The sequence below is a fragment of the Cloacibacterium normanense genome (assembly GCF_002943105.1).
Taxonomy (GTDB): Bacteria; Bacteroidota; Bacteroidia; order Flavobacteriales; family Weeksellaceae; genus Cloacibacterium.
The window spans coordinates 115,791-141,672 of record NZ_PTPZ01000001.1; the positions used below are offsets into that span (position 1 = coordinate 115,791).

Annotated in this window: 24 protein-coding genes; 10 read left to right on the plus strand and 14 right to left on the minus strand. The window is 33.1% G+C overall.

The window, feature by feature from the left end; all coding sequences use genetic code 11:
- Positions 1-37 precede the first annotated feature (37 nt).
- The 4 genes from C3729_RS00475 to ric all read left to right on the plus strand — a co-directional run bounded on the left by C3729_RS00475 (position 38) and on the right by ric (position 2,264).
- A complete protein-coding gene (locus C3729_RS00475) occupies positions 38-508 on the plus strand; it encodes an Lrp/AsnC family transcriptional regulator (RefSeq protein ID WP_069799418.1) in 471 nt (156 codons plus the stop codon).
- 69 nt (positions 509-577) lie between these two features.
- On the plus strand, positions 578-952 hold the full coding sequence (locus C3729_RS00480) for a hypothetical protein (RefSeq protein WP_104792342.1): 375 nt from the start codon (positions 578-580) through the stop codon (positions 950-952).
- A gap of 63 nt (positions 953-1,015) precedes the next feature.
- Positions 1,016-1,450 (plus strand): RrF2 family transcriptional regulator, encoded by a 435-nt coding sequence (locus tag C3729_RS00485; RefSeq protein ID WP_069799414.1) that lies wholly within the window; start codon positions 1,016-1,018, stop codon positions 1,448-1,450.
- A gap of 94 nt (positions 1,451-1,544) precedes the next feature.
- Positions 1,545-2,264: an iron-sulfur cluster repair di-iron protein gene (ric, locus tag C3729_RS00490; RefSeq protein ID WP_165785690.1), complete on the plus strand. Its 720-nt coding sequence runs from the start codon at positions 1,545-1,547 to the stop codon at positions 2,262-2,264.
- A gap of 78 nt (positions 2,265-2,342) precedes the next feature.
- On the opposite strand, the gene C3729_RS00495 is transcribed toward ric, so the two are convergent.
- From C3729_RS00495 to C3729_RS00535, 9 genes are all read right to left on the minus strand, one after another.
- The gene (locus tag C3729_RS00495) at positions 2,343-3,290 is read right to left on the minus strand and encodes a transketolase family protein (protein ID WP_104792343.1); all 948 of its coding nucleotides are present in this window, start codon (positions 3,288-3,290) and stop codon (positions 2,343-2,345) included.
- Between the two features lie 20 nt (positions 3,291-3,310).
- Positions 3,311-4,162 (minus strand): transketolase, encoded by an 852-nt coding sequence (locus C3729_RS00500; RefSeq protein WP_104792344.1) that lies wholly within the window; start codon positions 4,160-4,162, stop codon positions 3,311-3,313.
- 122 nt (positions 4,163-4,284) lie between these two features.
- Entirely contained in the window at positions 4,285-5,742 is a 1,458-nt protein-coding gene (locus tag C3729_RS00505) for a sodium:solute symporter (protein WP_104792345.1), read from the minus strand.
- A gap of 69 nt (positions 5,743-5,811) precedes the next feature.
- Entirely contained in the window at positions 5,812-7,212 is a 1,401-nt protein-coding gene (locus tag C3729_RS00510) for an MFS transporter (RefSeq protein WP_104792346.1), read from the minus strand.
- A 51-nt stretch (positions 7,213-7,263) separates the two neighbouring features.
- Entirely contained in the window at positions 7,264-8,319 is a 1,056-nt protein-coding gene (locus tag C3729_RS00515; RefSeq protein WP_104792347.1) for an agmatine/peptidylarginine deiminase, read from the minus strand.
- Positions 8,320-9,195 carry a carbon-nitrogen hydrolase gene (locus tag C3729_RS00520; protein ID WP_104792348.1) on the minus strand — a complete coding sequence of 292 codons (876 nt, stop codon included), beginning with the start codon at positions 9,193-9,195 and terminating at the stop codon, positions 8,320-8,322.
- Between the two features lie 162 nt (positions 9,196-9,357).
- Complete coding sequence (gene asnB / locus C3729_RS00525) at positions 9,358-11,028, minus strand: asparagine synthase B (protein WP_104792349.1); 1,671 nt, start codon at positions 11,026-11,028, stop codon at positions 9,358-9,360.
- 246 nt (positions 11,029-11,274) lie between these two features.
- Positions 11,275-12,477: an RsmB/NOP family class I SAM-dependent RNA methyltransferase gene (locus C3729_RS00530; RefSeq protein WP_104792350.1), complete on the minus strand. Its 1,203-nt coding sequence runs from the start codon at positions 12,475-12,477 to the stop codon at positions 11,275-11,277.
- Between the two features lie 71 nt (positions 12,478-12,548).
- On the minus strand, positions 12,549-12,920 hold the full coding sequence (locus C3729_RS00535) for a hypothetical protein (protein WP_104792351.1): 372 nt from the start codon (positions 12,918-12,920) through the stop codon (positions 12,549-12,551).
- 111 nt (positions 12,921-13,031) lie between these two features.
- On the opposite strand from C3729_RS00535, the gene C3729_RS00540 reads away from it, so the two are divergent.
- Both C3729_RS00540 and C3729_RS00545 read left to right on the plus strand, forming a co-directional pair.
- Positions 13,032-13,775 carry a DUF3575 domain-containing protein gene (locus C3729_RS00540; RefSeq protein ID WP_104792352.1) on the plus strand — a complete coding sequence of 248 codons (744 nt, stop codon included), beginning with the start codon at positions 13,032-13,034 and terminating at the stop codon, positions 13,773-13,775.
- 24 nt (positions 13,776-13,799) lie between these two features.
- On the plus strand, positions 13,800-14,132 hold the full coding sequence (locus C3729_RS00545) for a zinc ribbon domain-containing protein YjdM (protein WP_104792353.1): 333 nt from the start codon (positions 13,800-13,802) through the stop codon (positions 14,130-14,132).
- A 322-nt stretch (positions 14,133-14,454) separates the two neighbouring features.
- On the opposite strand, the gene C3729_RS00550 is transcribed toward C3729_RS00545, so the two are convergent.
- Positions 14,455-15,393: a sulfate/molybdate ABC transporter ATP-binding protein gene (locus C3729_RS00550; RefSeq protein ID WP_104792354.1), complete on the minus strand. Its 939-nt coding sequence runs from the start codon at positions 15,391-15,393 to the stop codon at positions 14,455-14,457.
- 91 nt (positions 15,394-15,484) lie between these two features.
- Between C3729_RS00550 and C3729_RS00555 the strand changes: the two genes are divergently transcribed.
- Complete coding sequence (locus C3729_RS00555) at positions 15,485-16,141, plus strand: YceI family protein (RefSeq protein WP_104792355.1); 657 nt, start codon at positions 15,485-15,487, stop codon at positions 16,139-16,141.
- 156 nt (positions 16,142-16,297) lie between these two features.
- The gene (gene pheS, locus C3729_RS00560; protein WP_069799384.1) at positions 16,298-17,308 is read left to right on the plus strand and encodes a phenylalanine--tRNA ligase subunit alpha; all 1,011 of its coding nucleotides are present in this window, start codon (positions 16,298-16,300) and stop codon (positions 17,306-17,308) included.
- Between the two features lie 75 nt (positions 17,309-17,383).
- Here the strand turns inward: pheS and C3729_RS00565 are convergent, their stop codons facing one another.
- Positions 17,384-19,810 carry a DUF5916 domain-containing protein gene (locus tag C3729_RS00565; protein WP_104792356.1) on the minus strand — a complete coding sequence of 809 codons (2,427 nt, stop codon included), beginning with the start codon at positions 19,808-19,810 and terminating at the stop codon, positions 17,384-17,386.
- Between the two features lie 134 nt (positions 19,811-19,944).
- Positions 19,945-20,709: a DUF3108 domain-containing protein gene (locus C3729_RS00570; RefSeq protein WP_104792357.1), complete on the minus strand. Its 765-nt coding sequence runs from the start codon at positions 20,707-20,709 to the stop codon at positions 19,945-19,947.
- Positions 20,710-20,894: 185 nt separating this feature from the next.
- Between C3729_RS00570 and C3729_RS00575 the strand changes: the two genes are divergently transcribed.
- Positions 20,895-21,947 carry an NAD(P)/FAD-dependent oxidoreductase gene (locus tag C3729_RS00575; protein ID WP_104792358.1) on the plus strand — a complete coding sequence of 351 codons (1,053 nt, stop codon included), beginning with the start codon at positions 20,895-20,897 and terminating at the stop codon, positions 21,945-21,947.
- Between the two features lie 59 nt (positions 21,948-22,006).
- Positions 22,007-22,339: a 2Fe-2S iron-sulfur cluster-binding protein gene (locus C3729_RS00580; RefSeq protein WP_104792359.1), complete on the plus strand. Its 333-nt coding sequence runs from the start codon at positions 22,007-22,009 to the stop codon at positions 22,337-22,339.
- A 72-nt stretch (positions 22,340-22,411) separates the two neighbouring features.
- Here the strand turns inward: C3729_RS00580 and C3729_RS00585 are convergent, their stop codons facing one another.
- Positions 22,412-24,913 carry a M14 family zinc carboxypeptidase gene (locus tag C3729_RS00585; protein WP_104792360.1) on the minus strand — a complete coding sequence of 834 codons (2,502 nt, stop codon included), beginning with the start codon at positions 24,911-24,913 and terminating at the stop codon, positions 22,412-22,414.
- A 116-nt stretch (positions 24,914-25,029) separates the two neighbouring features.
- Entirely contained in the window at positions 25,030-25,881 is an 852-nt protein-coding gene (locus C3729_RS00590; RefSeq protein WP_104792361.1) for a hypothetical protein, read from the minus strand.
- Position 25,882 lies beyond the last annotated feature (1 nt).

Here is a 25,882-nt window from a genome sequence, read left to right on the forward strand (position 1 = left end):
GCAATTTTTATAAATTTAATAATCTAAAAATACTGGTATGAATTATCAATTAGATGAAATAGACAAAAAAATCTTAGATTTTTTAGTAGAAAATACAAGAATGCCTTTCACTGAAATCGCTAAACAAATGGATGTGTCTGCAGGTACTATTCACGTAAGAGTAAAGAAAATGGAAGATGCAGGAATTATCCTCGGTTCTTCTTTAAATATAGATTATGGTAAATTAGATTATCATTTTACTGCATTTATTGGAATTTTATTAACCAAATCTAATAGAACTCAAGAAGTTCTTAAAGAATTAGCGTCTATTCCAAATGTGGTAGAAGCAAGCGTAATTTCTGGTAAGTATAACATCTTCTGCAAAGTAAGAGCTAAAAATACTGAAGACGCTAAAAGAATCATTTATCAAATAGATGACATTCAAGATGTTATGAGAACAGAATCTATGATTTCTATGGAAGAGTTCCTAAGTGATAAAAATAGATTAATTAATGCTATTTCTGTTTAATAATTTATTATTTTCGCAAAGTATAAAGCTTTTGAATTTTCAAAAGCTTTTTTTATAAATTTATTAAGAATGGAAGATAATTATTTTGACAAAAATCCTCAAAAAACCACTTTTTTTTATGTTGCCATTTTCTTTATGGTAGCATTATCTTTTTTAGGAATAGGTGTAGATCTTACCGAGTATTCTCAGAAAACAGACATTAATATTCCTGTTTGGTACTTTTATTTGATTTTCGCAGTAGATATTATCGGACTTTTATCAATTGTGGGCATTTATTTTTATAGAAAAATAGGCGTAATCTTATTCCCGGTAGCAATTCTGTTTCATTTTTACTTGCATGAGTTTTATCTTTCTACCATGCTATATTCAGATTTGTTTACGCTGTTTTCTTATGTGGCATTAGGTTTATTGGCGATTATACCAAAATGGAATTTTTTCAAATAAGATAAAAAAATCCGAATAAATTGCTTAACTTTGATGTAGTAATGATGATTAAAATTTTAAAAAATGTTTTCTAAAGCTTGCGAATACGCTATAAAATCGGTAATTTATATAGCACAAGAAGCTCTTGCTGGTAAAAAAACCAATGTAAAACAAATTGCTGAAGCTACAAATGCTCCAGAAGCTTTTGTTGCAAAAATTCTACAGCCACTTTCTAAGAAGGGGATATTGACGTCTAATAAAGGAAAACAAGGTGGTTTTTCGGTAGAATTAGACAAGATTGATAAGATTAAACTCATAGAAATTGTACTCGCTACAGATGGACCAGATATTCTAACGAGATGTGCATTTGGTTTAGAAAAATGTACTTCTGAGAAACCTTGTCCTTTTCACGATAAATTCAAAGGAATAAGGGAAGAATTAAGAGATTCTCTCAGTGAAATATCAGTCTATGATATGGCGCTTAAAACAGAACAAGGCATTGCCTTCTTAAAGAACTAGAGATAGTTCTTTTTTTATTTCTTAAATTTAATTCGGATAAATTTGTCCTATTAAAATATTTTTGTACTTTTGTCTTGTCAAAAAAGAAAAAAATATGGAAATAAAAGACAAAACAATAGGCGGAATAGTAGCCGAAGATTTCAGAACAGCTGCTGTATTTAAAAAATACGGAATCGATTTTTGTTGCAAAGGAAATAGAAGTATAGAAGAAGTTTGTGCAGTGAAAAAGAAAAATCCAGAAGATATTTATGCAGATTTAGAAAGAGTAACGCAAAACGCAACTCAGAACATCGATTTTAAAGCTTGGGATTTAGATTTATTGTCAGATTATATCGAGAAGACTCATCATCGTTATGTAGAAGAAAAAACCATTTACTTGCTTCAGTTTTTAGATAAATTAAGAAGAGTAAAAGGCGATAGATATCCAGAGCTAATTGAAGTTTACGAATTGTTTAAACAATCTGCCGAAGATTTAGGAGCTCACATGAAAAAAGAAGAATTGGTGTTATTTCCGTTCATCAGAAACATGGTAGAAGCAAAAAGAAGAGGCTTAGAATTACCAAAACCACATTTTGGAGCAGTAGAAAATCCAATTGAGATGATGAAACATGAACACGAAAATGAAGGAGATCGTTTCGAAAAAATTGCCCAACTTTTAAATCAATATACACCACCTTCAGATGCATGTAACACGCATCAGGTTACTTATAAAATGCTTCAGGAATTCGAAGAAAATTTACATACTCATATCCATTTAGAGAATAATATTCTGTTTCCAAAAGCAATTGAATTGCAAAAAGAATTGCAAAATTAAATTCACTTTAATTGTTTTTTTCAAAAAATAACCCTAGAAAGATTTCTAGGGTTATTTTATAAGGTATGATAAGTTAAATTATCTTGCTAAAACTCTTTTTACCGCTTTTACTACAGCTTCTGCATCTATTTCGTATTTGTGCATTAATTCAGCTGGAGTTCCACTTTCTCCAAAAGTATCATTTACGGCAACAAACTCTTGTGGAGTAGGTCTTTTTCTAGATAACATTCCTGCTACAGATTCACCTAAACCACCTAAGTAATTGTGCTCTTCTGCTGTAACAATTTTACCTGTTTTTTCTACAGATTTTAGAATAATTTCTTCATCTAAAGGTTTGATGGTGTGAATGTTAATTACTTCACAAGAAATACCTTCTTTTTCTAATTCTTCAGCAGCAAGAAGAGATTCCCAAACTAAATGTCCGGTTGCTACAATCGTAACATCTTTTCCTTCTTGAAGTAAAATTCCTTTACCAATTTCGAAAGGCATATCTTCTGGAATGAAAACTGGAACTACAGGTCTACCAAATCTTAAATAAACAGGGCCTTCATATTCAGCGGCAGCTAGAGTAGCTTGTTTTGTTTGGTTATAATCACAAGGATTAATTACAACCATTCCTGGTAACATTTTCATTTGACCGATATCTTCTAAAACTTGGTGAGTTGCACCATCTTCTCCTAGAGTTAAACCAGCGTGAGAAGCAGCGATTTTCACATTTTTATTAGAATAAGCGATAGATTGACGAACTTGGTCTAAAACTCTAGAAGTTGCAAAGTTAGCAAATGTTCCTGCGAAAGGAATTTTACCTGCAGTAGCTAAACCCGCAGCAATACCCATCATATTTGCTTCTGCAATACCTGTTTGCACAAATCTTTCTGGAGCCTTTTCTATGAATTTCTCCATTTTTAGAGAACCGATTAAGTCTGCACAAAGTGCTACTACATTTGGATTTTTGTCTGCTAATTCAGCTAAACCTGCTCCAAAACCGCTTCTTGTATCTTTTTTTTCTGTGTATGTAAATTTCATGTGTATTAAATTTAGAAGAATTAATAATCTGCTTCGGTTTCTACATAAAGTTGAGAAAGTGCGCTTTCTAACTGTGCATCATTCGGAGCTTTTCCGTGCCAAGAGTGAGAACCCATCATGAAATCTACACCTTGTCCCATTTCTGTATGAAGAATAATAGCCACTGGTTTTCCGTTTCCTGTTTTAGATTTTGCATGTTCTAAAACTGCAATCACTGCTTCTAAATCGTTGCCGTTTTTCTCTTCTAAAACTTCCCAACCGAAAGCTCTTAATTTAGCATTTAAATCTCCTAGAGATAATACATCATCTGTATCACCATCGATTTGTCTTCCGTTATAATCTATTGTAGAAATTAAGTTGTCTACTTTTTTAGCAGCAGCAAACATTAATGCTTCCCAGATTTGTCCTTCTTGTAATTCTCCATCTCCATGAAGCGTATACACTAAAGATGAATCTCCATCTAATTTTTTAGCTAAAGCTACTCCTATTCCTACCGATAAACCTTGACCAAGAGAACCAGAACTCATTCTGATGCCTTCTAAATGTTCGTGTGTAGTTGGGTGACCTTGCAATCTAGAATTTAATTTTCTAAAAGTAGAAAGTTCAGAAATTGGGAAAAATCCGTTTCTTGCTAATGTAGAATAGAAAACGGGAGAAATGTGACCGTTAGAAAGGTAGAAATGATCTTCGCCTTTTCCTTCCATAGAGAAAGGGATTTTGTAGTTCATCACTTTGCCATAAAGCGCTGTAAAGTATTCTACACAGCCAAGACTTCCACCTGGATGTCCTGAATTTACGGCGTGAACCATTCTTAAAATGTCTCTTCTGATTTGTGTTGCCTGAGCTTTTAACTCTTCAATAGATTTACTCATGATTTATAAAATAAGTTTTGCAAATTTACTAAATTTAAGGGGCATGAAAGAATTAAAAATGAAAAGATTTCTTACTTTTTGAAATAAAAAATTCGGCAATGATTTACCGAATTTTTTAAAATTTATTTCTTTCTGATGAGCCAAAGTCCTAAAAAGGTGATGATGCCGTTAATAATTAAGACTTCTATTCCTATTTGGTAGGCGTATTCAGCTTTTTCTAGATAAGTGCTGAGTGCATAAGTGATAATAGGCGCCGCTAAACAAACCCAAAGTGTCAATTTATCTTTAATCTGATGTTTAGTCAGAATTCCAAATGCGAATAAGCCCAAAAGTGGACCATAAGTATATCCTGCGATTTTTAGAATTAAGCCAATGATGGATTTGTCATTGATAACTTTAAAAATAATAACCAAAATCAAGAAAATTAAAGTAAACGTTAGGTGAACTATTTTTCTGGTTTTAGAATTTTCAACTTCTGATTTTTGATTTCTGTTGATGCCTAAAATATCAATACAAAAAGAAGAAGTAAGTGCTGTAATTGCACCATCTGCAGAAGGAAATAGCGCAGAAATAAGTCCAATAATGAAAACCACGCCAATGAGAGGCGACATTTTTTGGAACGCTAAAATAGGATATAAATCGTCTCCTTTTGCATCTACACCAATTTGAGCAGCGTACATATAAAGAAGTCCGCCCATAAAAAGGAAAATGAAATTTACAATCACCATTACCACCGAAAAAGTGAACATGTTTTTCTGTGAATTTCCTAATTTTTCGATGGAAATATTTTTTTGCATCATTTCTTGGTCAAGACCTGTCATAGAAATGGTAATGAACATTCCTCCGAGAATTGATTTTAAGAAAAAATCTTTAGAATTAACATCTAAAACAAACATATTATCATAACCCAAACCTTGAAATTGAGTCCACGTTTCGCCAATTCCTAAATTCATTTTGGTAAGGATATAACCTACAGTAATAAGCAAAGCGCCTAACATGAAAACGGTCTGCAAAGTGTCTGTCCAAACAATAGTTTTCACACCACCTTTAAAAGTATAAGCTAAAATCATTAATAAAATAGCGACAGAAATGGCAACAAAACTCCAAGAAATATCGGTAGCTTTAGTAATGTCATTATGGAAAATAAGCAAGTCTAAAATGTTGATAACCAAATATAAACGAGCAGTGGCACCTAAAGTTCTGGAAATAATGAAAAAAATAGCGCCAGTTTGGTAAGAATTAAACCCAAATCTTTCGTTGAGGTAAGTGTAAATAGAAGTGAGTTTCAGTTTGTAATACAAAGGAAGTAAGACAAATGCCACTACAAAATATCCTAAAAAATAACCTAAAACTACTTGAAAATAAGTAAAACCACCTGTTCCTACCGTTCCAGGAACCGACACAAATGTTACTCCAGAAAGGGAAGTGCCAATCATTCCAAAAGCTACTAAAAGCCAGTTAGAATTTTTATTTCCTATAAAAAATGTTTGGTTATTTGCATTTCTAGAAGTGTAGTAAGAAACGCCAAGTAGCGCCAGAAAATAAACGGATAAAATTACTCCTACAAAAACTGGATTCATTGATTTGATTTTAAGTTGAGCAAATATAGTTTTTTTAGCGTTTTCAGAAAGTTATTTCAAGGAAAGATTTTAAGATTTCATATTATCACCATCTCTGAAATGAAGTCTTCTAAAGACGAAACCAGATAAAATAGTGAGAATTCCCATTACCAAAAAAGTATATCGAAAAGCATTGTGAATATTTCCTTTGATAAGTTGCGTATCGCCTTCAAAAAGTTTTAAAATGATTAAACCAAATGCAATTCCAAATCCTATGGCAATTTGTTGATTTACAGAAATTAAAGAGTTTCCACTGCTGGTGTGGCTGTCTCGTAAATCCGAAATAGAAATAGTATTCATAGAGGTAAATTGAATAGAATTGAAAAATCCTAAAACCAAAATTAAAGGAATAAACCAATAAATAGACGTATTAATTCCCGGGATTGCCATTAAACAAATGAGTGTGCCAATAAGAAAAGTATTGAACATCAATGTTTTTCGGTAACCAAAACGATTCAGGATTTTAATAACGGCAGATTTTCCAAACATGGCAGTGATTGCCATCGGAGCTACAATCCAGCCAGAGACTACAGCAGATTGTCCGTAAGCAATCTGAATCATCAAAGGAATCAATAGCGGAATAGAACTAATGCCTAATCTGGTAGCTAGATTTCCTAAAAATCCCACTCTGAAGGTTCTTACCATGAATAATTCTAAGGGGAAAATAGGATTTTCTTCTTTTTTGGCGTGTTTATAATAGAGATAAATGAAAATAAAACCCATTAAAAATACCAATAAAACAGGGGTAATGTTTTTAGCGTTTCCCATCCATTCTAGTGAGATGGAAAGCAACAAAGATGCGGCTGCAAAAAATAGAAAACCTTTAAAATCAAAATCTATGATTTTAGAAAAATAATTTGGCATATATTTTACACTCAGCACAATCCCTAAAACTCCAATTGGTAGATTTATTAAAAATATCCAATGCCAAGAAAGATAATCTACCATATAACCTCCAATTAATGGACCGAGAACTGGGCCAATTAAAGCAGGGATAATAGCAAAATTCATCGCTTTCAGTAATTCACTTTTGTCAAAAGTTTTGATAAGTGCTAATTTACCAACTGGTGTCATTAAACTTCCTCCAATTCCTTGTATGACTCTTGAAACAACCAAAACAGTTAAATTTGGGGAAAGTGAACACAAAAGAGAACCTAAACTGAATAGGATTAAAGAAATAATAAATACTTTTTTCGTCCCGAATTTATCTGCCAAAAAACCACTAATAGGCATAAATAAGGCTAATGTCAACACGTAACTAATGATGGCATTTTGCATATTGAGCGGTGACTCGTTTAAATCTTTTGCAATAGAAGGAAGAGAAGTGTTGAGAATAGTAGAATCTAACATCTGCATGAAAATAGCAGTAGCCAATATTAATGGAAGAATTTTTTTGGTGGTTTCTATATTTTCAATCTGTGATGTTTTCATTTCATCAAATTTACAAAAAATAAAACCTGCAAATTTGCAGGTTTTGATAGTTTATACTAATGGTTCTTGTTGGCTTAAACAATGAAAACTGCCTAATCCCCAAATAATTTCTGTGGAATCTATACCTACCACTTTTCTTTCTGGGAAACATTTTTGGATAATTTCTAAAGCTTTTTCGTCTTTATCACATCTATAAGTTGGTACAATAACGTGCTTGTTCGAGATGTAAAAATTAGCATAAGAAGCTGGCAATCTTTGGTCTTCCCAAATTACAGGATCTGGCATTGGCAATTCAATAATATTTAAAGGAGAGCCATCTAAAAGTTTCATTTCTTGCAATTCTCTGAGGTTGGTTTGCAAGATTTCGTAGTTTTCGTCTTCAGGATTATCTTCTACAACGGTTAAAACAGTGTTTTCATTCACAAAACGAACGGTGTCATCAATATGTCCATCAGTGTCATCACCAATAATTCCGTCACTTACCCAAAGAACTTGCTCTTGTCCGTAATAATTTTTCAGATATTCTTCAATTTCTTCTTTTGAAAGGTGAGGATTTCTATTTTTATTCAAAAGACAAGATTTTGAAGTCAAAATAGTGCCTTTTCCGTTAAATTCTACGCTTCCACCTTCCATTACGATTCCTGGATGAAAAACAGGAATGTCAAATTCCTTTCCAATTTTTGTAGGAATTACATCATCTAAATCAAACGGAGGATATTTATTTCCCCAAGCGTTATAACCCCAATCTACGATTGCTTTTTCTGGTTCGTTACCATTTTTATTAATCAAAAAAGCGGGACCGTGATCTCTGCACCATGCATCGTTGGTTTCGTGGAAAAAGAATTCTATATTTTCGAGATTTGCACCAGCTTGCATGATACAATCCATAGCAAATTTTCTCATTTCCTCGTCTTTTACATTAATTCTCACGAATTCGTCTTCGGAAAGAATTTTGATAAATTGACAGTAATAAGGATAAATTTCTTCTAATTTACCTGGCCAAGATTCTTCTTTGTGAGGCCAAGAAAGCCAAGTAGCTTCGTGTTCTTCCCATTCTGCTGGGAAAACGTAGCCTTTTGATTTCGGGGTTTTGTTTAAATCTATCATTTACTCCTCGTCTATAAATCTTTTAACAATAGGTTGATAAGAATCTATTCTTCTATCTCTCAAGAAAGGCCAGTGTTTACGGAAATAATCAGTTTGAGATAAATCTAATTCAGTAACTACTACTTCTTCTTGGTCGTGAGATGCGAGATACAATAATTTACCTTGAGCATTAGCAACAAAACTTCCGCCCCAGAATTTCATAGCGCCATCTTGTTCAAAACCAACTCGGTTTACAGAAACAACAGGAACTCCATTTGCAACAGCGTGACTTCTTTGTATGGTTTGCCAAGCGTTGTATTGGTCTGCGTTGGTTTCTTCGTCTTGGTCTGTTGCCCAACCAATTGCGGTAGGGTAAAATAAAATATCAGCTCCCATCAATGCGGTAATTCTAGAAGCTTCAGGATACCACTGATCCCAACAAATCAGAACACCAATTTTAGCAAATTTGGTTTGAAAAACTTTATAACCTAAATCTCCTGGCGTGAAATAGAATTTTTCGTAAAAAGCAGGATCGTCTGGAATGTGCATTTTGCGGTATTTTCCAAGATAAGTTCCGTCTGCATCTAAAATTGCGGTAGTGTTGTGGTACAAACCTTGCGCTCTTTTCTCGAAAAGGGAAGCAATAATTACCACGCCTAATTCTTTGGCAACTTCACTCAAAGCATTGGTAGAAGGTCCAGGAATGGCTTCTGCCAAATCAAAATTGTCGTAATCTTCTACATCACAAAAATAAAGTGACGTGAAAAGTTCTTGCAAACAAACAATTTGAGCACCTTTTGCAGCAGCTTCTCTTACTTTTTCGATGGCTTTTTGCAGATTTTCGTTTTTATCTTTTACACAGGTCATTTGCACTGTGCCTACTTTTACTTTTGACATTTTTTGGAATTTTTAAATTTCTATTTTGATACAAATTCTATGCAAAAATATGATTTTTTTAATGCTTAATCAAATTAAGGTTTTTAGTCTTATAAATTACAAAAAAGCCTGCCCTAATTTTAGAACAGACTTCTCTTCATATCAAATTTTGAATAACAATTTCTAATAAGAATCTTCATGAACGGAAATTACGGCTCTTCCGCTTGGATCATTCATTTTTTTGAAAGCTTCGTCCCATTCCAAAGCAATTGGCGTAGAACAAGCTACTGATGGAACGGAAGGAACGGTTAAAGCAGCGGTTTCACTTGGGAAATGCTCCTCAAAAATAGTTCTGTATCTGTATTCTTCTTTGTTTTGAGGAGTGTTTTGTGGAAAACGGAATTTTGCATTCGCCATCATTTCATCAGTCACTTCTTTTTCGGCCACTTCCTTTAAATTGTCAATCCAACTGTAACCAACTCCGTCAGAAAACTGTTCTTTTTGTCTCCAAGCAATCGATTCTGGTAACAAATCTTCAAAAGCTTTTCTCAATAACCATTTTTCAATTTTAGGTTCGTGAGCAGTAACCATTTTATCCGCAGGATTTACGGTCATGGCAATATCCATAAATTCTTTGTCTAAGAAAGGAACTCTTCCTTCAATTCCCCAACTCATCAATGCTTTGTTGGCTCTCAAACAATCGTATAAGTGTAATTTCCCTAGTTTTCTTACCGTTTCATCATGGAATTCTTTAGCATTGGGAGCTTTGTGGAAATATAAATATCCACCAAAAAGTTCATCGCTTCCTTCGCCAGAAAGTACCATCTTAATTCCCATAGATTTAATAACTCTCGCCATTAAATACATCGGTGTAGAAGCTCTTACTGTGGTTACATCATACGTTTCGAGGTGATAAATTACATCTTTTACAGCGTCTAAGCCTTCTTGAACGGTAAAGTGAATTTCGTGGTGAACAGAACCAATATGTTCTGCTGCTTTTTTTGCCGCTGCTAAATCTGGCGAACCTTCCAAACCTACTGCAAAACTGTGTAATCTAGGATACCAAGCTTCTTGTTCGTCTCCACTTTCAATACGTTTTTTGGCATATTTTGCCGCAATTGCCGAAATAATAGAAGAATCAAGTCCGCCAGAAAGTAAAACTCCATAAGGAACGTCACTCATCATTTGTCTGTGTACTGCGTCTTCCAAACCTTTTCTAATGGCTGAAATGCTGGTTTCATTGTCTTTAACGTTTTCAAAATCTTCCCAATCTCTTTTGTACCATTGTTGCAATTCTTGTCCGTCTTTGCTGTAAACAAAATGCCCAGGTAAAAAAGTCTCAATTTTATTGCAAACGCCTTCTAAAGCTTTCAGTTCAGAAGCTACATAATAGTTTCCGTGTTTGTCCCAACCTTGATAAAGCGGGCAAATTCCCATGTGATCTCTTGCAATTAAATAAATGTCGTTTTCGATATCATAAAGCGAAAATGCAAAAATCCCGTTGAGTTTTTCAATAAAATTTTTGCCGTATTTTCTATAAAGTGCCAAGATAACTTCACAATCAGACTGAGTAAGGAACTCATAATCTGGGAATTCTTTTCTGAGTTCTTGATGGTTGTAGATTTCGCCATTCACAGCAAGAACTACTTTTCCGTCTTTTGTAAATAGAGGTTGTTTCCCAGAAGTTGGGTCTACGATTGCTAATCTTTCGTGAGAAAAAACGGTTTTTTCTGATTGGAAAATTCCGCTCCAATCTGGACCGCGGTGTCTAATTTTTTTAGACATTTCTAATATCTGAGGACGCAGAGCGTCTGTTTTTTGTTTCGCATCAAACAAGCATACAATTCCGCACATATCTTATATAAATATTTTAAAAGTTGATTAAATGTTTACGTTTCGTATGCAAAAATAGATTTAAAGTTTATAAATAAAAATAAAATATTAAAATTGATTAATAATTTCAACTAATTAATTTTATTTTAGAAATATTTTAATTTAAACGCTTGTTTTGTAACATGGATGCGAATTTTTTTAAGTTGAATAAATAAAAAAAGCAACCTTACATAAAGGTTGCTTTAGAAGTTATATTGTGAAATTTATTTAAACTCTCTCAATCAGCGCCATGTAAAATCCGTCAAAACCTGTACTTGGCATTACTTTTTCTTCTTTTATTAATTTGAAATCAGAATTGTTTTTCAAGAAATTTTCTACCTGTTCATTGTTTTCACTTGGCAAGATAGAACAAGTGGCGTAAACCATTTTTCCACCTTTTTTAATGATTTTAGAATAATCTTGAAGAATGGTTTCTTGCTCTTTTCTAATTCTATCGATGAAATCTTGGTCTATTTTCCATTTAGAATCTGGGTTTCTTTTCAAAACGCCTAAACCAGAACACGGTGCGTCTATCAAAAGTCTGTCTGCTTTTTCGTGAAGTCTTTTGATGACTTTATTATCTGTAATTTCTCTGGTTTCTATATTGTGAGCTCCCGCTCTTTTTGCTCTACGTTTCAGTTCGGCTAATTTCCAACCGTGAATATCCATGGCAATGATTTGACCTTTGTTTTCCATCAAAGCAGCAAGGTGAAGCGTTTTTCCGCCAGCTCCAGCACAAGCATCTACTACACGCATTCCGGGTTTTACGTCTAGAAATTCTCCAATTTTTTGGGAACCAGCATCTTGTACTTCAAAAAAGCCATCTTTAAAAGCTGAAGTTAAGAAAACATTTTTCTTTTCTTCCAACTGTACTGCATTTTCGAATCCCGGCACTTGAAAACTTTCTACATTTTCGTGTTTTAGTTCTTCGATTAAGTGTTTTGTTGAGGTTTTCAAAGAATTGGCACGCAAAATTGTTGGCGCTTGTTCATTGAGCGCAATCATTTCTTTTTCCCAGTTTTCACCGAGTTCTTTTTCTAAAGTTTCTACCAACCAATCTGGGATAGAATGTTCAAAAGCTTTAGTAGGAACGGTTCCTTTCTTTAATTTGGTAATAATATCCGCAACTTTTATTCCTTGAAACTCTTCGAATTTTTTATATTCTGTTTCGCTCCAAAGCAAATAAGCTAGAATAAGTCTATAAATGTTATTGGGTTTTGCGCCTTCTCCAATGTAATATTCTAGGCGTTTTTTCCAACGGATAATGTTGTAGAAAATTTCAGAAACTACCTTTCTGTCTTCGCTTCCCCATTTTTTATGAGCTTTCAAAAGTCTTTCTATGACTTTATCTGCGTATTTATTTTTTTCGAAAAAAGTTTCTTGTAGTGCATCGTGAATACCGATGAGTAGATTTCTGTGGATAAGTTGCATAGTTTCTAAATTGCTTTCGGCAGTCGGCTTTCCGCTTTCTGCTATTTCTTTGCAAAAATAAGGATAAAAAGCTAATTAACAATTATTGTATAACTTGTTGAAAATAATCTTTTCTTTCTGTTTTGATTGAATTTAGAATTGATTTCTGATTTATTTTTTAAAACAATAGAATCATTGTTTTTTTTAATACGAATTTTTTTAAAAGGAAAACTTTCTTCTCCACCACCACCACCAATGTTTGAATAAATAATAAAAGTTTCTTTTGGGTTAATAGTAGCAGAGTCAATTAGTTTAGTTCTATTAATACTTTTGTCATATACTTTTATAGGTGGATTGGTATATACATAAATATCTTTTTCTGAATTATTACTTATGTAATATGCATAACCAGGATCACAAGAAATAAAAATGAATAATGTGATAATAAAAATAAAGTATTTCATGATTAAAAATTTCTTTAAAATTAAGAATATTTTTTATATCAAAGCAAAAACTTCTAGCGTCCATTCTTCCATCTTCAATCAAATTAATATATTTGCCGAAAATCAAAATAAATGAGAAAACTACTATTAGGAACATTATTTTTACTGAATTTAAGTATGAATGCTCAGGAAAATGACACGCAAAGAAGGAATATTATCAAAACCAATGTTACTGCTTTTGCTTTTAAGAATTTTCAATTGAATTATGAAAGAGTTTTTACCAAAACATTTTCACTTTCTGTAAGTTATGGAATGATACCAGAAGGTAAATTGCCATTTTCTTCACTTTTACCCAATGATAGTGAGGTGAATTTAGAAGAAGTAGAACTCGGTGGAAGCAATGCTACTTTAGAAACCAGATTTTATTTAGGGAAAAAAGGTTATGGACAAGGTTTTTATTTAGCTCCTTATTATAGATATTCTACCTTCAAAGTTTCTAATTTTACAGAAACCATCGATATGGAAATCAATGGAGTAGTGTATGATACCGTAGACGTTACTTTCAAAGGAAATTCTACAGCTCACAGCGCAGGTTTATTAATCGGTGCGCAATGGTTTTTAGGCAAAAAAGATAATTTCGTTTTTGATGCATGGTTTTTAGGTGCTCATTATGGAACATCAACCGGAGATTTAGATGGTATTACAGATAGAACATTAACTTCAGTTGAGCAACAGCAAGTTCAGGATGAATTAGACAACTTAGATATTCCTGTGGTAAAATACAAAGCTACTGTAAATGCAAATGGTGCTAATCTAAAAGTAGACGGACCTTGGGCTGGTTTAAGAGCAGGGATTTCTTTAGGTTACAGATTTTAAAGTATCTTTGCAAAAAATTAAAAAATGAGTGAATTAATGTCTTGCCCAAAATGTGGCAGCGAATTTACCTACGAACAAGACAATCTTTTGGTTTGCAGCCAATGTTTCCATGAGTTTGATCCTGCAGAAGTAGGTGCAGAAGATAAAATTTTCGATAGCAACGGAAACGAATTGCAAAATGGTGATTCTGTGGTAGTTATTAAAGATTTACCAGTGAAAGGCGCACCAAAACCTGTAAAAGCGGGAACTAAGGTGAAAAACATTAGATTAAGACCAGGTTCTGATCACAATATCGATTGTAAAATAGATGGTTTCGGAGCAATGGCATTGAAGTCTGAATTTGTGAAGAAAGCTTAATATTTTAAAAGCGAAGATGAAAATTTCTGATTTTCATTTGTAATAAAAAAAATGAAACGCAAGGATTTTATCTTTGCGTTTTTTTATGCATAAAAAAGGAAAGATTTGGCAGGGTTCTTTTCTAAGACTTTGATTGTTCTTATGAAACGAATCTAATTTCAGTCCATCAAGGCAGAAAGAGAATTAACCAAAAATTTCCTTACGTTTTTCAGGGAAGATAAAATTAATAAATTTTCTAGAAATAAAATGAAATTTTAGTTGGATGTTCTAAACGATGAATTTTAAACTCAACCTTTACCTTTACCTTTACCTTTACCTTTACCTAATCCTTAACCTCAATCTTAATATTTTCCTCCAATTTGTTTTCTGAATACATAACAAGCGGAATATTATGAACCAAAATCTTGTTCCAATAATGGTTTCCTGCAAATCTACTCTCTACAATTTGAGCATCTAAACCATTTTCGGTGATTTTAATTTGATGCGGGAAGAAATAATTTTTAGAAACGTTGAGTACAGATTTTTCTTCTTCGGAAATGGTATTTACTTCGCCCAGAAGTTTTGCTACATAAGCATTATAAGGATTTCTGAAAGTTTCTTCAGCGTTGTCATTTTGAATCAATCTTCCTTCTTGTAGTACAATGATTTGGTCAGTCCAAGGAAGGATTTCTTGAATTTCGTGAGTAGAAATCATCACAGAAAGTTCATGTTCTTTAGCATAATTAAACAAACGCTCTCTCAATTCCATTTTTCTGGAATAATCCAAATTACTGAAAGGTTCGTCTAATAAAAGCAGTTTTGGCATTACAGAAAGCGCTCTCGCAATCGCAACTCGCTGTTGCTGACCACCACTTAAATTTTTTGGCAAAACATGCGCGTAATCTTCTAGTCCAACTACTTGTAAAAGCTCCTGAATTTTTTGCTTTTTCTCTGAAAGATTGGTGTTAGAAATAAATTTCCCAATATTTTCGGCCACAGTAAGATAAGGCATTAAATCATAATTCTGAGAAACCAACTTCATGCCGAGTTCTCCTGGTACAATGTTTCCTTTCGGTCCGAAAAGCCTTTCGTCTTCCAAATAAATTTCTCCGCTTTGCCAATCAAACAAACCGTAAATAATATTAAGAAGAGTAGATTTTCCACAGCCAGATTCGCCAGCCAAAGCAATAATTTTACCTTTTTCTACAGAAAGATTGATATTTCTGAAAAGTAAAGTTCCGGGTTTGTAACCGAAATATAAGTTTCTAACATTCAAAAGCATATACAAAAATAAGCATAATAAAAGAATTTTTGAAAATTTGAAGAGAAATTTCTTACTTTAGCAGAAGTAAAATGATAAAAAACAGTTGAAAATGAAAAAGAATTTATATAGAGTTTTGGGGATTTTAGCGCTCTCTTTTTTAGTAATTTCTTGTGGTAAAGATAAACCTGTAACTAGCGAAGCCAATGAAGTTTTAACCGAAACTGATGGTGTGCTCTACAAAGTAGACACCATGAACAGTAGAATAGAGTGGAAAGGTTATAAAGTGCTAAAGTCGGATCAAACCACACATTTTGGAGAGATAAAATTTGAAAGTGGAGATGTTACTGTAAAAGATGGTAAACTGCAATCAGGAAAATTCGTGGCAGATATTACCACACTAGAAAATATAGATTTAAAAGATGACCAAGAAATGAAAGCCAAATTAGAAGGTCATCTGAAAAGTGGAGATTTCTTCGAGGTAGAAAAATTTCCTACCGCTTCTTATGAAATTACCAAAGTAACCGAAAATACAGCTGGAGATTACAACACGCTTTTAGAAGGAAATCTTACGATTAAAGGCATTACAAAACCAGTTCAATTTAAAGCAAATGTAACGGTAGCAGACGGAAATGTAAGCATTGCAAGTGAGCCAACAGATATTAACAGAGAAGATTTCGGGTTGAAATTTGAGCTTCCTCTAGAAAATGGTTTGCTGAACAAAGAAATTAATCTTCAGATTTTGGTAAAAGCTTTAGAAAGCAAGTAATTTTCAAGAGCCAAGTAAAAATAACCAAGTGAAAAAAAATAGGAACTCGCAGTTTTGTGAGTTCTTTTTTTATGACTTAAGTTCGGGATTATTCTGTGATGGTTTTTGTGGTTAAAAATTAAAATCCGTATTTTTGCAATTCTATAAAGCAAACCAATGTTAGATAAGATAGATGAGTTATTGAAAGAAGTGCAAGGTTTTACTTCTACTAACAAAGACGAAATTGAACAATTTCGTATCAAATTCAATGGGAAAAAAGGAATTTTAAATGATTTTTTCGAAAAATTTAAAGAAGTTCCGAATGAACAGAAAAAAGAATTTGGTCAAAAAATCAATACACTCAAGCAAGCCGTGAATACTAAGTTAGAAGAGTTGAAAGAAGCTACTTCTAGCCAAATTATTATCGAAAAAGAAGACCTTACGAAACCTGCTTTTCCGTTGGAATTGGGTTCTCGTCATCCTATTAATTTAGTGAAAGGCAGAATTATTGAGATTTTTAAATCTATTGGTTTTGCAGTTTCTGATGGACCAGAAATAGAAGATGATTGGCACAACTTTACTGCGCTTAATTTACCAGAATATCATCCTGCAAGAGATATGCAAGATACGTTCTTCATTGAGCAAAATCCAGATGTTTTATTAAGAACGCATACTTCTTCGGTGCAAATTCGTCACATGGAAGAAAATCAGCCGCCAATTAGAATTCTTTCTCCGGGAAGAGTTTTCCGTAACGAAGCTATTTCTTCTCGTTCACACTGTATTTTCCACCAAATAGAAGGTTTATATATTGATGAAAACGTGAGTTTTGCAGATTTGAAACAAACTTTACAGTTTTTCACTACAGAACTTTTCGGAAAATCAAAAATCAGAATGAGACCTTCTTATTTCCCTTTTACAGAGCCAAGTGCAGAAGTAGATGTTTATTGGGGACTGAATTCTGAAACTGATTACAGAATTACCAAAGGAACCGGTTGGTTAGAAATTATGGGTTGCGGAATGGTAGATCCTGCCGTTCTTAAAAATGTAAATATTGATGCGGATAAATACTCTGGTTACGCATTCGGAATGGGAATTGAGAGAATCGTAATGTTGCTTTATCAATTGGGAGACATCAGAATGTTCTTCGAAAATGATAAGAGAATGCTAGAGCAATTCGGGCATTTATAAATTAGAATTTATTATTGAAATTTTCAGAAATGATAAAAAGAAAGCGTTCAAAATTTTTTGAACGCTTTTTTATTTTTAAGATTTTTTGAACCAATTTTTTGCTCTGTTGTAATCTAAGAAATAGGTAATTCTGAGCGAAAGATTGTTAATCATAGGTTCGTTAAACAATCGGTCAAAATTATCTCTCATGCTTAATCTGGCTACATCTAAGAAATTTTGAGCTTGATTTCTATACAGTAAAGTCAGCTGCGAACCTGGCGCAAACCACCAACTGTAGCGTAAATCTAGATTCCATGAATTGAAGGTTCCATCTTTGTTTTCTGCGAAACTAGTGTCTGGATTAAGTTCTCCATTATCTTTTAACGTATAAAATTGTCTGTAAGCAACTTCCGAAAAATAATGACGGAAAGTAAGATTAATCGCCATTTTCTCATTAAAAGTATATTGAGAAGAAACGCTATTTTCCACAGAATTTCTTAATCTTCGGCCAATGAAAATATTCGTGGCGTCTTTTCCTACAAATCCAGTTTCATTATTGAAATTAGCATAATTTAAAGTGTGGAAAATAGAGAAATGGTCATTAAATCGATATCGGGTATTGATTTCGGACATGTACGTAATTCTCTTGTCTTCATTATATTTATAAAATTCTACATAACCGCCGATTTTGAATTTTTTTCTTTCATCTGTATTGGCAAAAACCCATGGATTATACATTGCCGGAATGAAAAGATATTTTCCGAAGGTTCTCGGTTCGTAAATATCATTGGTTCCAAGTGGTTTTACCATCAATCCACCTCCGAAATTGAAAAACTTTTTATTGGTAATTTGTAAATTTTGGTGAATCACGAAATCTGCAAATAAATCGGTTTCTAATCTTCTGTTATTGTTTACTCTAAGGCTGTAATTCAATTGATTGATATTGCCTTTTGGTTGCAAATAACGGTAATTGTAATTCGCACTATAATTCACATAATTGGTTTGTCCAGTAAATCCAAGGTCGTTAATATCATAATTTTTATCTCTCAAGAAAACTTCTGCGCCGAATTGATGACCTTTAATAATTTGGTTAAAACCAGCATTTCCTTCGAAACCGAATTTTTGTTTTTGATTTTCGAAAACCCAACTTCCCTCTGTAGAACCGAAAACATTAAATGTATTTTTCTTATTGGTTAAATCTAGGAAAAGACCAGTTGCATTAGCATCTCTGAAATCTCCGCTTCTTATCACACTTGTATTGATAAGCGATACCGAAGAATTTTCACGAAATCTTTGGTCTAAAACAAAGACATTATAATTCGCCAAAGGTTCTGTTACTTCTTTTCTGATTTCGCCAGTATTGATATTTCTGATGGAAGCTTCTGTTTTTTCGGTAATGGCATTGAAAAATCCAATTCCTAAGCCTTTTTTTGTTCTTCCTGAAATTTTAGTCGCGTTAAAAAGTTTTACTTTTTCTGGATTTTCTGCAAATTCTTCATCGGCTGCAAGTTCAGGAAACTTACTTGGGAAACCACCAATTCTTCTGGAATAAAACATATTTCCTTTGTTGAAAAGCTCTGTTCCTTCATTGAAAAACGAACGCTGTTCGCTGAATTGTTGTTCAAATGGTCCTAAATTTAGAACGGTAGCATCAAAATTGGTTTGACCAAAATCTGGAATCAAAGTGGTGTCTAGTGTAAAAGCGTCATTAATTCCATATTTCACATCCATTCCACCATTGATGTTGGTAGTGGTTTTTCCGTCAAAATAATTTACATAACTCGAAAAATAAGGAAGGAAAGATAATCTGGTAGGCGTTTGTATATTTTCTACGCCGTTTAGAATTCCGTCATATAATAAGAAGCTTCCTTTTTGATTATTCACATGATTCCATGTATAAGCGGTTCGCAATCTATTGATTTGTCTAAAAAAATTAATTCCCCACTGTTGTTTTTCGCTTTTAGGAAATCTCATCTCGAAATAAGGAATTTTTATTTCTACAGACCAACCGTTTTCTAAAATTTTCACGCCAGAATACCAAATTCCGTTCCATGAAAAATCTTCGCCATTTTGATTGGTAATTTTGCTATCTGCTTGTACACCTGCTGCAGTTACAAATAGCTCTAAACTCTGCTGTTTATCATTATATCCATTAATAAAAAGTACGAAGAAATCATCATTTCCTATATTGTCTCTTTCGGTAAGTTCTTTCCCGATTTTAGAAGGTTCTTTGTCATACATCATCGCAGAAACATAAATCCCGGTATCGTCATAAGCGACTTTTACTTCTGTTTTGAAATCAGGATTTTCAGCTTTGCCATTATTAGGTCTTAGTTCTATAAAATCATTGGCAATAGGTGCGTTTTTCCAAATCTCATCATCTAAAATTCCATCAATCTTTGGCGCTTTTTCTACTCTTACCGCGTTGATGGTTTTCCGGGTAATGTTTTCGGTTTTTTCTTCTTGTGCCGAGGAAAAACCGACAAAAAGAAAAGTGAATAAGATGATGATTTGAACTTTCATGTATTTTTTATTTAAAGAAATTAGTTGCAAAAAATTTTCATTTGTTTCAATTAGAACAACTAATCTTTTAGTTTTATTACATTAAGTACAAAAAAATCCGACAATTTTTGTCGGATTTTATATTTCATGAAATTTTATTTAGAAAAATTCAAAGGATATTTTACGTTGGTATATCCGTCTAAACTTGCTTTGAGAGAACCCACTAAAAGTTCTGCTCTAATTTCTACGGGAACGTGGTTTTCGTCATTGGTAACCCACATCGTAACGCCTTCTTGAGATTTGAAAATTCTACCACTCATTACATAAGGTTTGATTTTAAGGCAAGAAATATCTCCAAATTTGGTTGTTTTGTTTTCTACAGCAACCACTTTTAACATAAAAGGATAAGATTCATCATCAATCCAAACATTCATTTTAATATTGCTTCCTACTTTAAATTTAGATTTGTCCATACTTCTAAGGTTGTAAAAAGAAGAAAGCATATCTTGAATTCCTCTCATAGTTTTAAAATTTTTAGAAGTTTGGTCCAGTTTATTGGTTAGGGTAAGAGATTGATTATCATGGTTAAATTCGGTTTCATAATGTCTTCTGTAACCACCTTCCGAAACGTTTCTTACATAATAACTAGGTAATCCAGTGGCGATATTAATGTAACTTTCGTACACATCATCCACTTTGAAGAAAGCTCTTACTGCACCAGTACTTTTCCCAACTCCTGTCACTCTGTAATGAGGTTTTCCTTTATAAGTAATTTGGTTGGTGGTCAATGTAGCGGTTCCTGCATTTAAGAAACCATAATGTAACCTATACGAAAGTTTTTCACCACTTTTAATATTGTCAATTTGTGAAAAAACAGTGATTGAAATTAATAAAAATATAAAATTGAATATTTTTTTCATGATCGATTTTTAAATATTTATTCCTTCGCAAATTCTTTGCCAAAATTTTAAAGTGGCAATTTTACGCATAATCAGTATTGACAAATGTCATTAAAGTTACATAGGCCAAACCACAAAATTTGCTATATTTGCAAAAAATGAAAAGTTTTTATTCGTAATTCAAATTTACAATAAAAAATATATAAATGATAAATACAGATTTATTGATTATCGGAGCCGGACCAACCGGTCTTTTTGCTGTTTTTGAGGCAGGTTTACTTAAAATTAAATGTCACATCATAGATGCATTACCGCAACCAGGTGGTCAATTGGCAGAACTTTATCCTAAGAAACCAATTTTTGATATTCCTGGCTATCCATCAGTGTTAGCGGGGGAATTGGTAGATAATTTAATGGAACAAATTAAACAGTTTGAGCCTGGATTTACCTTGGCAGAAACTGCAACTACTCTTAATAAATTAGAAGATGGAACGTTCGAAGTGATTACCAATAAAGGTACTATTCACCGTGCAAAAGCTGTGGCAATTGCTGGTGGTTTAGGAACTTTCGAGCCGAGAAAACCTTTGATTGACAATATTGCAGACTACGAAGAAAAAGGAGTAGAATATTTTGTGAAAAATCCTGAACATTTCAGAGATAAAAACATTGTAATTGCTGGTGGCGGTGATTCTGCACTGGACTGGAGTATTTTCTTATCTAATGTGGCAAAATCTGTTACACTTATTCACCGTAGAAATGAGTTTAGAGGTGCTCTTGACTCCGTAGAAAAGGTACAAGAACTTAAAAATGCGGGTAAAATTAACTTAATTACACCAGCAGAAGTAATTGGTCTAAAAGGTGATGGTCATATAGAAGCTATTACAGTAGATAAAGAAGGTGAAGTTTACGATTTAGCAACTGATTATTTTATTCCACTTTTTGGATTGACTCCTAAATTAGGAGATATTGCGAATTGGGGATTAGAAATTGAGAAAAATGCGATTGTGGTGAATAATGCTTTGGATTATCAAACCAATATTGAAGGCGTTTATGCAATTGGCGACGTAAATACTTATCCAGGAAAATTAAAATTAATTTTGTGTGGTTTCCACGAAGCAACTTTGATGTGTCAAAGTGTCTACAATAGAATGAATCCTGGCAGAAAATATGTCTTGAAATATACTACTGTAAGTGGAGTAGATGGTTTTGACGGAACCAGAAAAGAAGCTGAAAAAGCAGTAGTAAAGAAGATAGATTAAGAGCCAAGTGAAAAGATTAAATTAAAAAACTTGAATCTTGAATTTTAAATTTTGAATGAATGGCATTAGACGTAAATATAAAAATTACAGATAGAAACGGAGTTACGCATGAAGTTGCTGCGCCTACAGATATGGCGATGAACTTGATGGAAATCGTGAAACTCTATGAATTAGCAGAAGAAGGAACGATTGGCGTTTGTGGAGGAATGGCAATGTGCGCATCTTGTCAATGCTATGTAAAAAGTGACACTCCGCTTCCTGAAAAATCTGATGAAGAAGAAGCAATGCTTTCTGAAGCATACAATGTAAAAGAAAATTCTAGATTAGGTTGTCAAATTCACATTACAGAAGATTTAGAAGGTCTGGAAGTAGAGTTGGTACCTTACGAGTAAATGTTCTTCTGAAAAAAATAAAAGAAGGCTGTTTCAATTTCCGAAACAGCCTTTTTCTTTATCAAGATTGAATTAATTCACTAAAAATAAAGCATTGCTAAATAACAGAATTCCGTTTTCCCAAAATGCTCTAAAAAGCGGATTGTCTATCATGTAAACCAGTTTACCAGAGCCTTTGCTTTCTACTGAATAACTTACCGTTTCGGGTAGTTTTTTTCCAAAATTGTGGCCAATATAACCATAGCTTTTATAGTTTTTAGGTACATAAACTATATTGTTGCTTCCTTTCAATAAAGAATAGATTTTGTCTCCCGTTTTTAAACTGTAATATTTTTTGCCTAATCCAAAAGATAAAGGATGGGTAATGTCTAAATTGTTCTCAATGATTGCACCAGGAATGGAATTGGCCAATAGTCTTCTTTCTTCACTTCCAGAATCTAAGAAACGTTCTTTCAACTCCTTTTCCTTTTTTAATTTTTCCGCAGCTTGTTTTTCTTCATCTGAAGCATAAGGATTTAAGGCGAAACCTTCTTTTCCGTCAAAGATATTCAGTGCGCCATCAATTGCAATTACTTTTCCGCCATTGTTAATCCATTCTGTTAATCTCTTCATTTCAGCATCAGAAAAATTATATTTTCCGTCTGCCAACACCAAAGTATTAAATTCAAAAAGTTTTACATTTTTGAGTTTATTTTGCTCCACAATTGTTACGGGATAATTCAAGACTTCATCAAAATAATACCAAGCAGCACCAAATTCAGTAGAAGTAACGCCTTCACCAGAGAGTAAAAGCACTTTTGGAGCTTTCATTAACGGGAAGTTCTCTCCACCTAAATCTTTAGCATTTTTAGAAAAACCTGTAGAAATAGTAGTGAAATCATTTTTCTTTTTTACGATTTCTCCTACAAGGTTTTCAAAATCAGTAATTTTTGGGTTGTCTCCTTTAGTGATAACAATTCCTCCAGGTTCTATGGTAGCCTCGCCAAAAATAGCCTGTTTCATGGCATATCTTACTTTAATGTCTTTTTTGTGAAGTTCGCCTACAATTTCTGCAGAAATTCTGTTGTTCCAAGGTACATAAAATGCGTAAACGTTTTTCGGAATTTCTTTAGAAGTAGTTTCAATAGAATTTTTTGTTTTTATATTTAAAGCATTTTTTACCGCATAACCTTGCACGCCGTAAGCTAAAGGAAGGCTCCAAGCGGTAATGTCATAAGAAAGGCTATCCGTCATTTTATTAGTAGGCTCAAACAAAATTTGTGTAAAAACCGCTTTCGGTTGATCTACTTTTACAATTAAATCATTGGGCTCTACAGAAAAACTTTCATCTTTTTTACTGAAATAATTATAACCGCTTGTGCTCATTTTTTCAGTTGCATAAGCATATTCTATTTTATTAATTTTGAGGAGTTCAGCTAATTGAACGTTTTTAGGATTGTGTTTAACCACATATGTAGCATATTTTCCTTTCATCTTCGTTCTAGGATTATTCATGAAATTTCTAAATCCTTTTATTAATGGTTCCATCTGCGAAGCAGAGGTTTCTACTACTGCTAAAACAGCAGTTTTATGATGGGTTAATCTTTCTTTGATGGTAAGATTTACACCATTTTCCATCGTAACTTCTCTACCGGCACGAATTCCACCTTGTTCTATGGTCATTCCTACGGCTCCATTGTACATAGGATAAGTGTCTCCATAGCTAGGATAAAAAAGATCAAATCTTTCACTGGTATTATATAACCAATTTTTTTCATCAAATTTTGTGGCAATATTTTTTCCTAATAATTTGTGAAAATCTTTTTGATAGGCTTCAATAAATTCATGTTGAGGTTCTGCTGCAGGCGGGAAAAAGTAAGGAGAATCATATCCTTGCTCATGAATATCCGAATGTACATGTGGCATCCATTGGTTATAAATTGCCATTCTCTGCTTAGTTTCCGATTGTGTTTGCCAAGCCCAATCTCTGTTCATATCAAAAACATAATGATTGTATCTTCCACCGGGCCATTCTTCTGCATGTTCTCTGTCGAATTTATTAGGATTGGTATTTTTACCCGAAATTTCTCTTAGCCAGTTTCCGTATCTAGAAAACCCATCAGGGTTAAGACATGGGTCTAAGATAACAATCGTGTTTTTCAGCCATTCTTTAGTAGTTTTATTTTCTGGGTTTGCTAATTCGTAAGCTACAGAAAGAGCGCTTTCGGTTCCAGCCCATTCGTTGCCATGTACATTAAAACTTAGCCAAACAATGAGCTTGTCGCCGATTTTGGTTGAGGTTTTAGGAGCCATACCAATAGAAGCTAAATTCTGAAGTCTTATTTCTTCTAGGTTGGCTAAATTTTCAGGAGTTGAGATATAATAAAGATTAAGATTTCTATGTTCTGAAGTTTCACCGTATTTTTGGTATTTTACATAAGGAGTTTGGGTGGTAAGATGATTGAAATAATCTTCTACTTGATGATAAAGGGTAATTTGTTTTCCATAAGTGGGTATAAATTCATTTGGACTTTTTACCTGTGCAAAACCAATTGCAAAAATATTAATCCATAAAAGAAATAAGAGTTTTTTCATGTCTGATTTAAATTTTATCAAAAATAACGATTATATCATTATTAGAAATAGGTTTTTAATAAAAAATCCAAAACATTTAGTTTTGGATTTTTTATTATTTTGTTTTAAAAGTGATATTAAAGAGAAGGTACTTCATACCAATTTGTTCCATCGCAAATGAATTCCGTTGCACCAATAGTTATTCCATAAGTGTTAGAGGCTTTTATGCCATCAGAAGCAGTGTAAAGAAGTCCAAAAGGCGTTTTGCTTTTTACATTAATTGTTGTATTACTGTTATATTGAGTGTATGATATTTTTAATCTTGCGCCATTTCCTACAACAGCTGGAGATGGTAAAGTAATGTTTATATTAACAGTTTCAGAAGTAAAAGCGGAATAATTTAAAAGTAGTACGCCTCCAATACTAGAATTTTGTACAGTGTAATTAAATGTTGTAGAATTTACATCCACAACAGAAAAAGGGATATTGGGAGTTGACAATGCAGCCCAAGTTCCATCACCTCTTAGATAGGTGCTAGAATTAGCTGTTCCTGTTGCCGAAATTTTGGCTGTGGTTATAGAATTATCATCTACGGTTTTAGCATGTAAAGCATAAGGAACACTTAGAAGTTGAGAAGTGCCATTAATGGTATAAGAATTGCCACCAGTTGGGTCTATTTCAGTTTTTATGAAATACAAATCGTCTCCCCAATTAATATTTGTTAGAGAGCCACTTACAAGACTTCCGCTACCTATTTTAGCAGTAAAAAGTCCGTTGTTGTTAGTGGTTGAGTTTTGAGTTTCAGAGTATACTGTAGTTCCATTAATAGAATTTTTTATTATACTGAACTTTATGCCAACTGATTGATTAACCACTAATGCGTTAGAAGCATTTCTTACCACTGCTTGATAACTAATTAGATTAGGTGTCTGCGCAATTAATAAAGTTGCAAATAAAAAGGCAAATAGCGAAAATAGATTTTTTTTCATA

What these genes read in the sequence shown, in the direction of transcription:
- C3729_RS00505 (WP_104792345.1), bottom strand. Translation starts at nt 5,742, where the DNA reads ATGAATCCAGTTTTTGTAGGAGTAATTTTATCCGTTTATTTTCTGGCG.
- C3729_RS00570 (WP_104792357.1), bottom strand. Translation starts at nt 20,709, where the DNA reads ATGAAAAAAATATTCAATTTTATATTTTTATTAATTTCAATCACTGTT.
- C3729_RS00555 (WP_104792355.1), top strand. Translation starts at nt 15,485, where the DNA reads ATGAAAAAGAATTTATATAGAGTTTTGGGGATTTTAGCGCTCTCTTTT.
- C3729_RS00530 (WP_104792350.1), bottom strand. Translation starts at nt 12,477, where the DNA reads ATGCAACTTATCCACAGAAATCTACTCATCGGTATTCACGATGCACTA.
- C3729_RS00510 (WP_104792346.1), bottom strand. Translation starts at nt 7,212, where the DNA reads ATGAAAACATCACAGATTGAAAATATAGAAACCACCAAAAAAATTCTT.
- C3729_RS00590 (WP_104792361.1), bottom strand. Translation starts at nt 25,881, where the DNA reads ATGAAAAAAAATCTATTTTCGCTATTTGCCTTTTTATTTGCAACTTTA.
- C3729_RS00475 (WP_069799418.1), top strand. Translation starts at nt 38, where the DNA reads ATGAATTATCAATTAGATGAAATAGACAAAAAAATCTTAGATTTTTTA.
- C3729_RS00580 (WP_104792359.1), top strand. Translation starts at nt 22,007, where the DNA reads ATGGCATTAGACGTAAATATAAAAATTACAGATAGAAACGGAGTTACG.
- C3729_RS00550 (WP_104792354.1), bottom strand. Translation starts at nt 15,393, where the DNA reads ATGCTTTTGAATGTTAGAAACTTATATTTCGGTTACAAACCCGGAACT.
- C3729_RS00500 (WP_104792344.1), bottom strand. Translation starts at nt 4,162, where the DNA reads ATGAGTAAATCTATTGAAGAGTTAAAAGCTCAGGCAACACAAATCAGA.
- pheS (WP_069799384.1), top strand. Translation starts at nt 16,298, where the DNA reads ATGTTAGATAAGATAGATGAGTTATTGAAAGAAGTGCAAGGTTTTACT.
- C3729_RS00485 (WP_069799414.1), top strand. Translation starts at nt 1,016, where the DNA reads ATGTTTTCTAAAGCTTGCGAATACGCTATAAAATCGGTAATTTATATA.
- ric (WP_165785690.1), top strand. Translation starts at nt 1,545, where the DNA reads ATGGAAATAAAAGACAAAACAATAGGCGGAATAGTAGCCGAAGATTTC.
- C3729_RS00535 (WP_104792351.1), bottom strand. Translation starts at nt 12,920, where the DNA reads ATGAAATACTTTATTTTTATTATCACATTATTCATTTTTATTTCTTGT.
- C3729_RS00480 (WP_104792342.1), top strand. Translation starts at nt 578, where the DNA reads ATGGAAGATAATTATTTTGACAAAAATCCTCAAAAAACCACTTTTTTT.
- C3729_RS00515 (WP_104792347.1), bottom strand. Translation starts at nt 8,319, where the DNA reads ATGATAGATTTAAACAAAACCCCGAAATCAAAAGGCTACGTTTTCCCA.
- C3729_RS00565 (WP_104792356.1), bottom strand. Translation starts at nt 19,810, where the DNA reads ATGAAAGTTCAAATCATCATCTTATTCACTTTTCTTTTTGTCGGTTTT.
- C3729_RS00585 (WP_104792360.1), bottom strand. Translation starts at nt 24,913, where the DNA reads ATGAAAAAACTCTTATTTCTTTTATGGATTAATATTTTTGCAATTGGT.
- asnB (WP_104792349.1), bottom strand. Translation starts at nt 11,028, where the DNA reads ATGTGCGGAATTGTATGCTTGTTTGATGCGAAACAAAAAACAGACGCT.
- C3729_RS00540 (WP_104792352.1), top strand. Translation starts at nt 13,032, where the DNA reads ATGAGAAAACTACTATTAGGAACATTATTTTTACTGAATTTAAGTATG.
- C3729_RS00545 (WP_104792353.1), top strand. Translation starts at nt 13,800, where the DNA reads ATGAGTGAATTAATGTCTTGCCCAAAATGTGGCAGCGAATTTACCTAC.
- C3729_RS00520 (WP_104792348.1), bottom strand. Translation starts at nt 9,195, where the DNA reads ATGTCAAAAGTAAAAGTAGGCACAGTGCAAATGACCTGTGTAAAAGAT.
- C3729_RS00575 (WP_104792358.1), top strand. Translation starts at nt 20,895, where the DNA reads ATGATAAATACAGATTTATTGATTATCGGAGCCGGACCAACCGGTCTT.
- C3729_RS00495 (WP_104792343.1), bottom strand. Translation starts at nt 3,290, where the DNA reads ATGAAATTTACATACACAGAAAAAAAAGATACAAGAAGCGGTTTTGGA.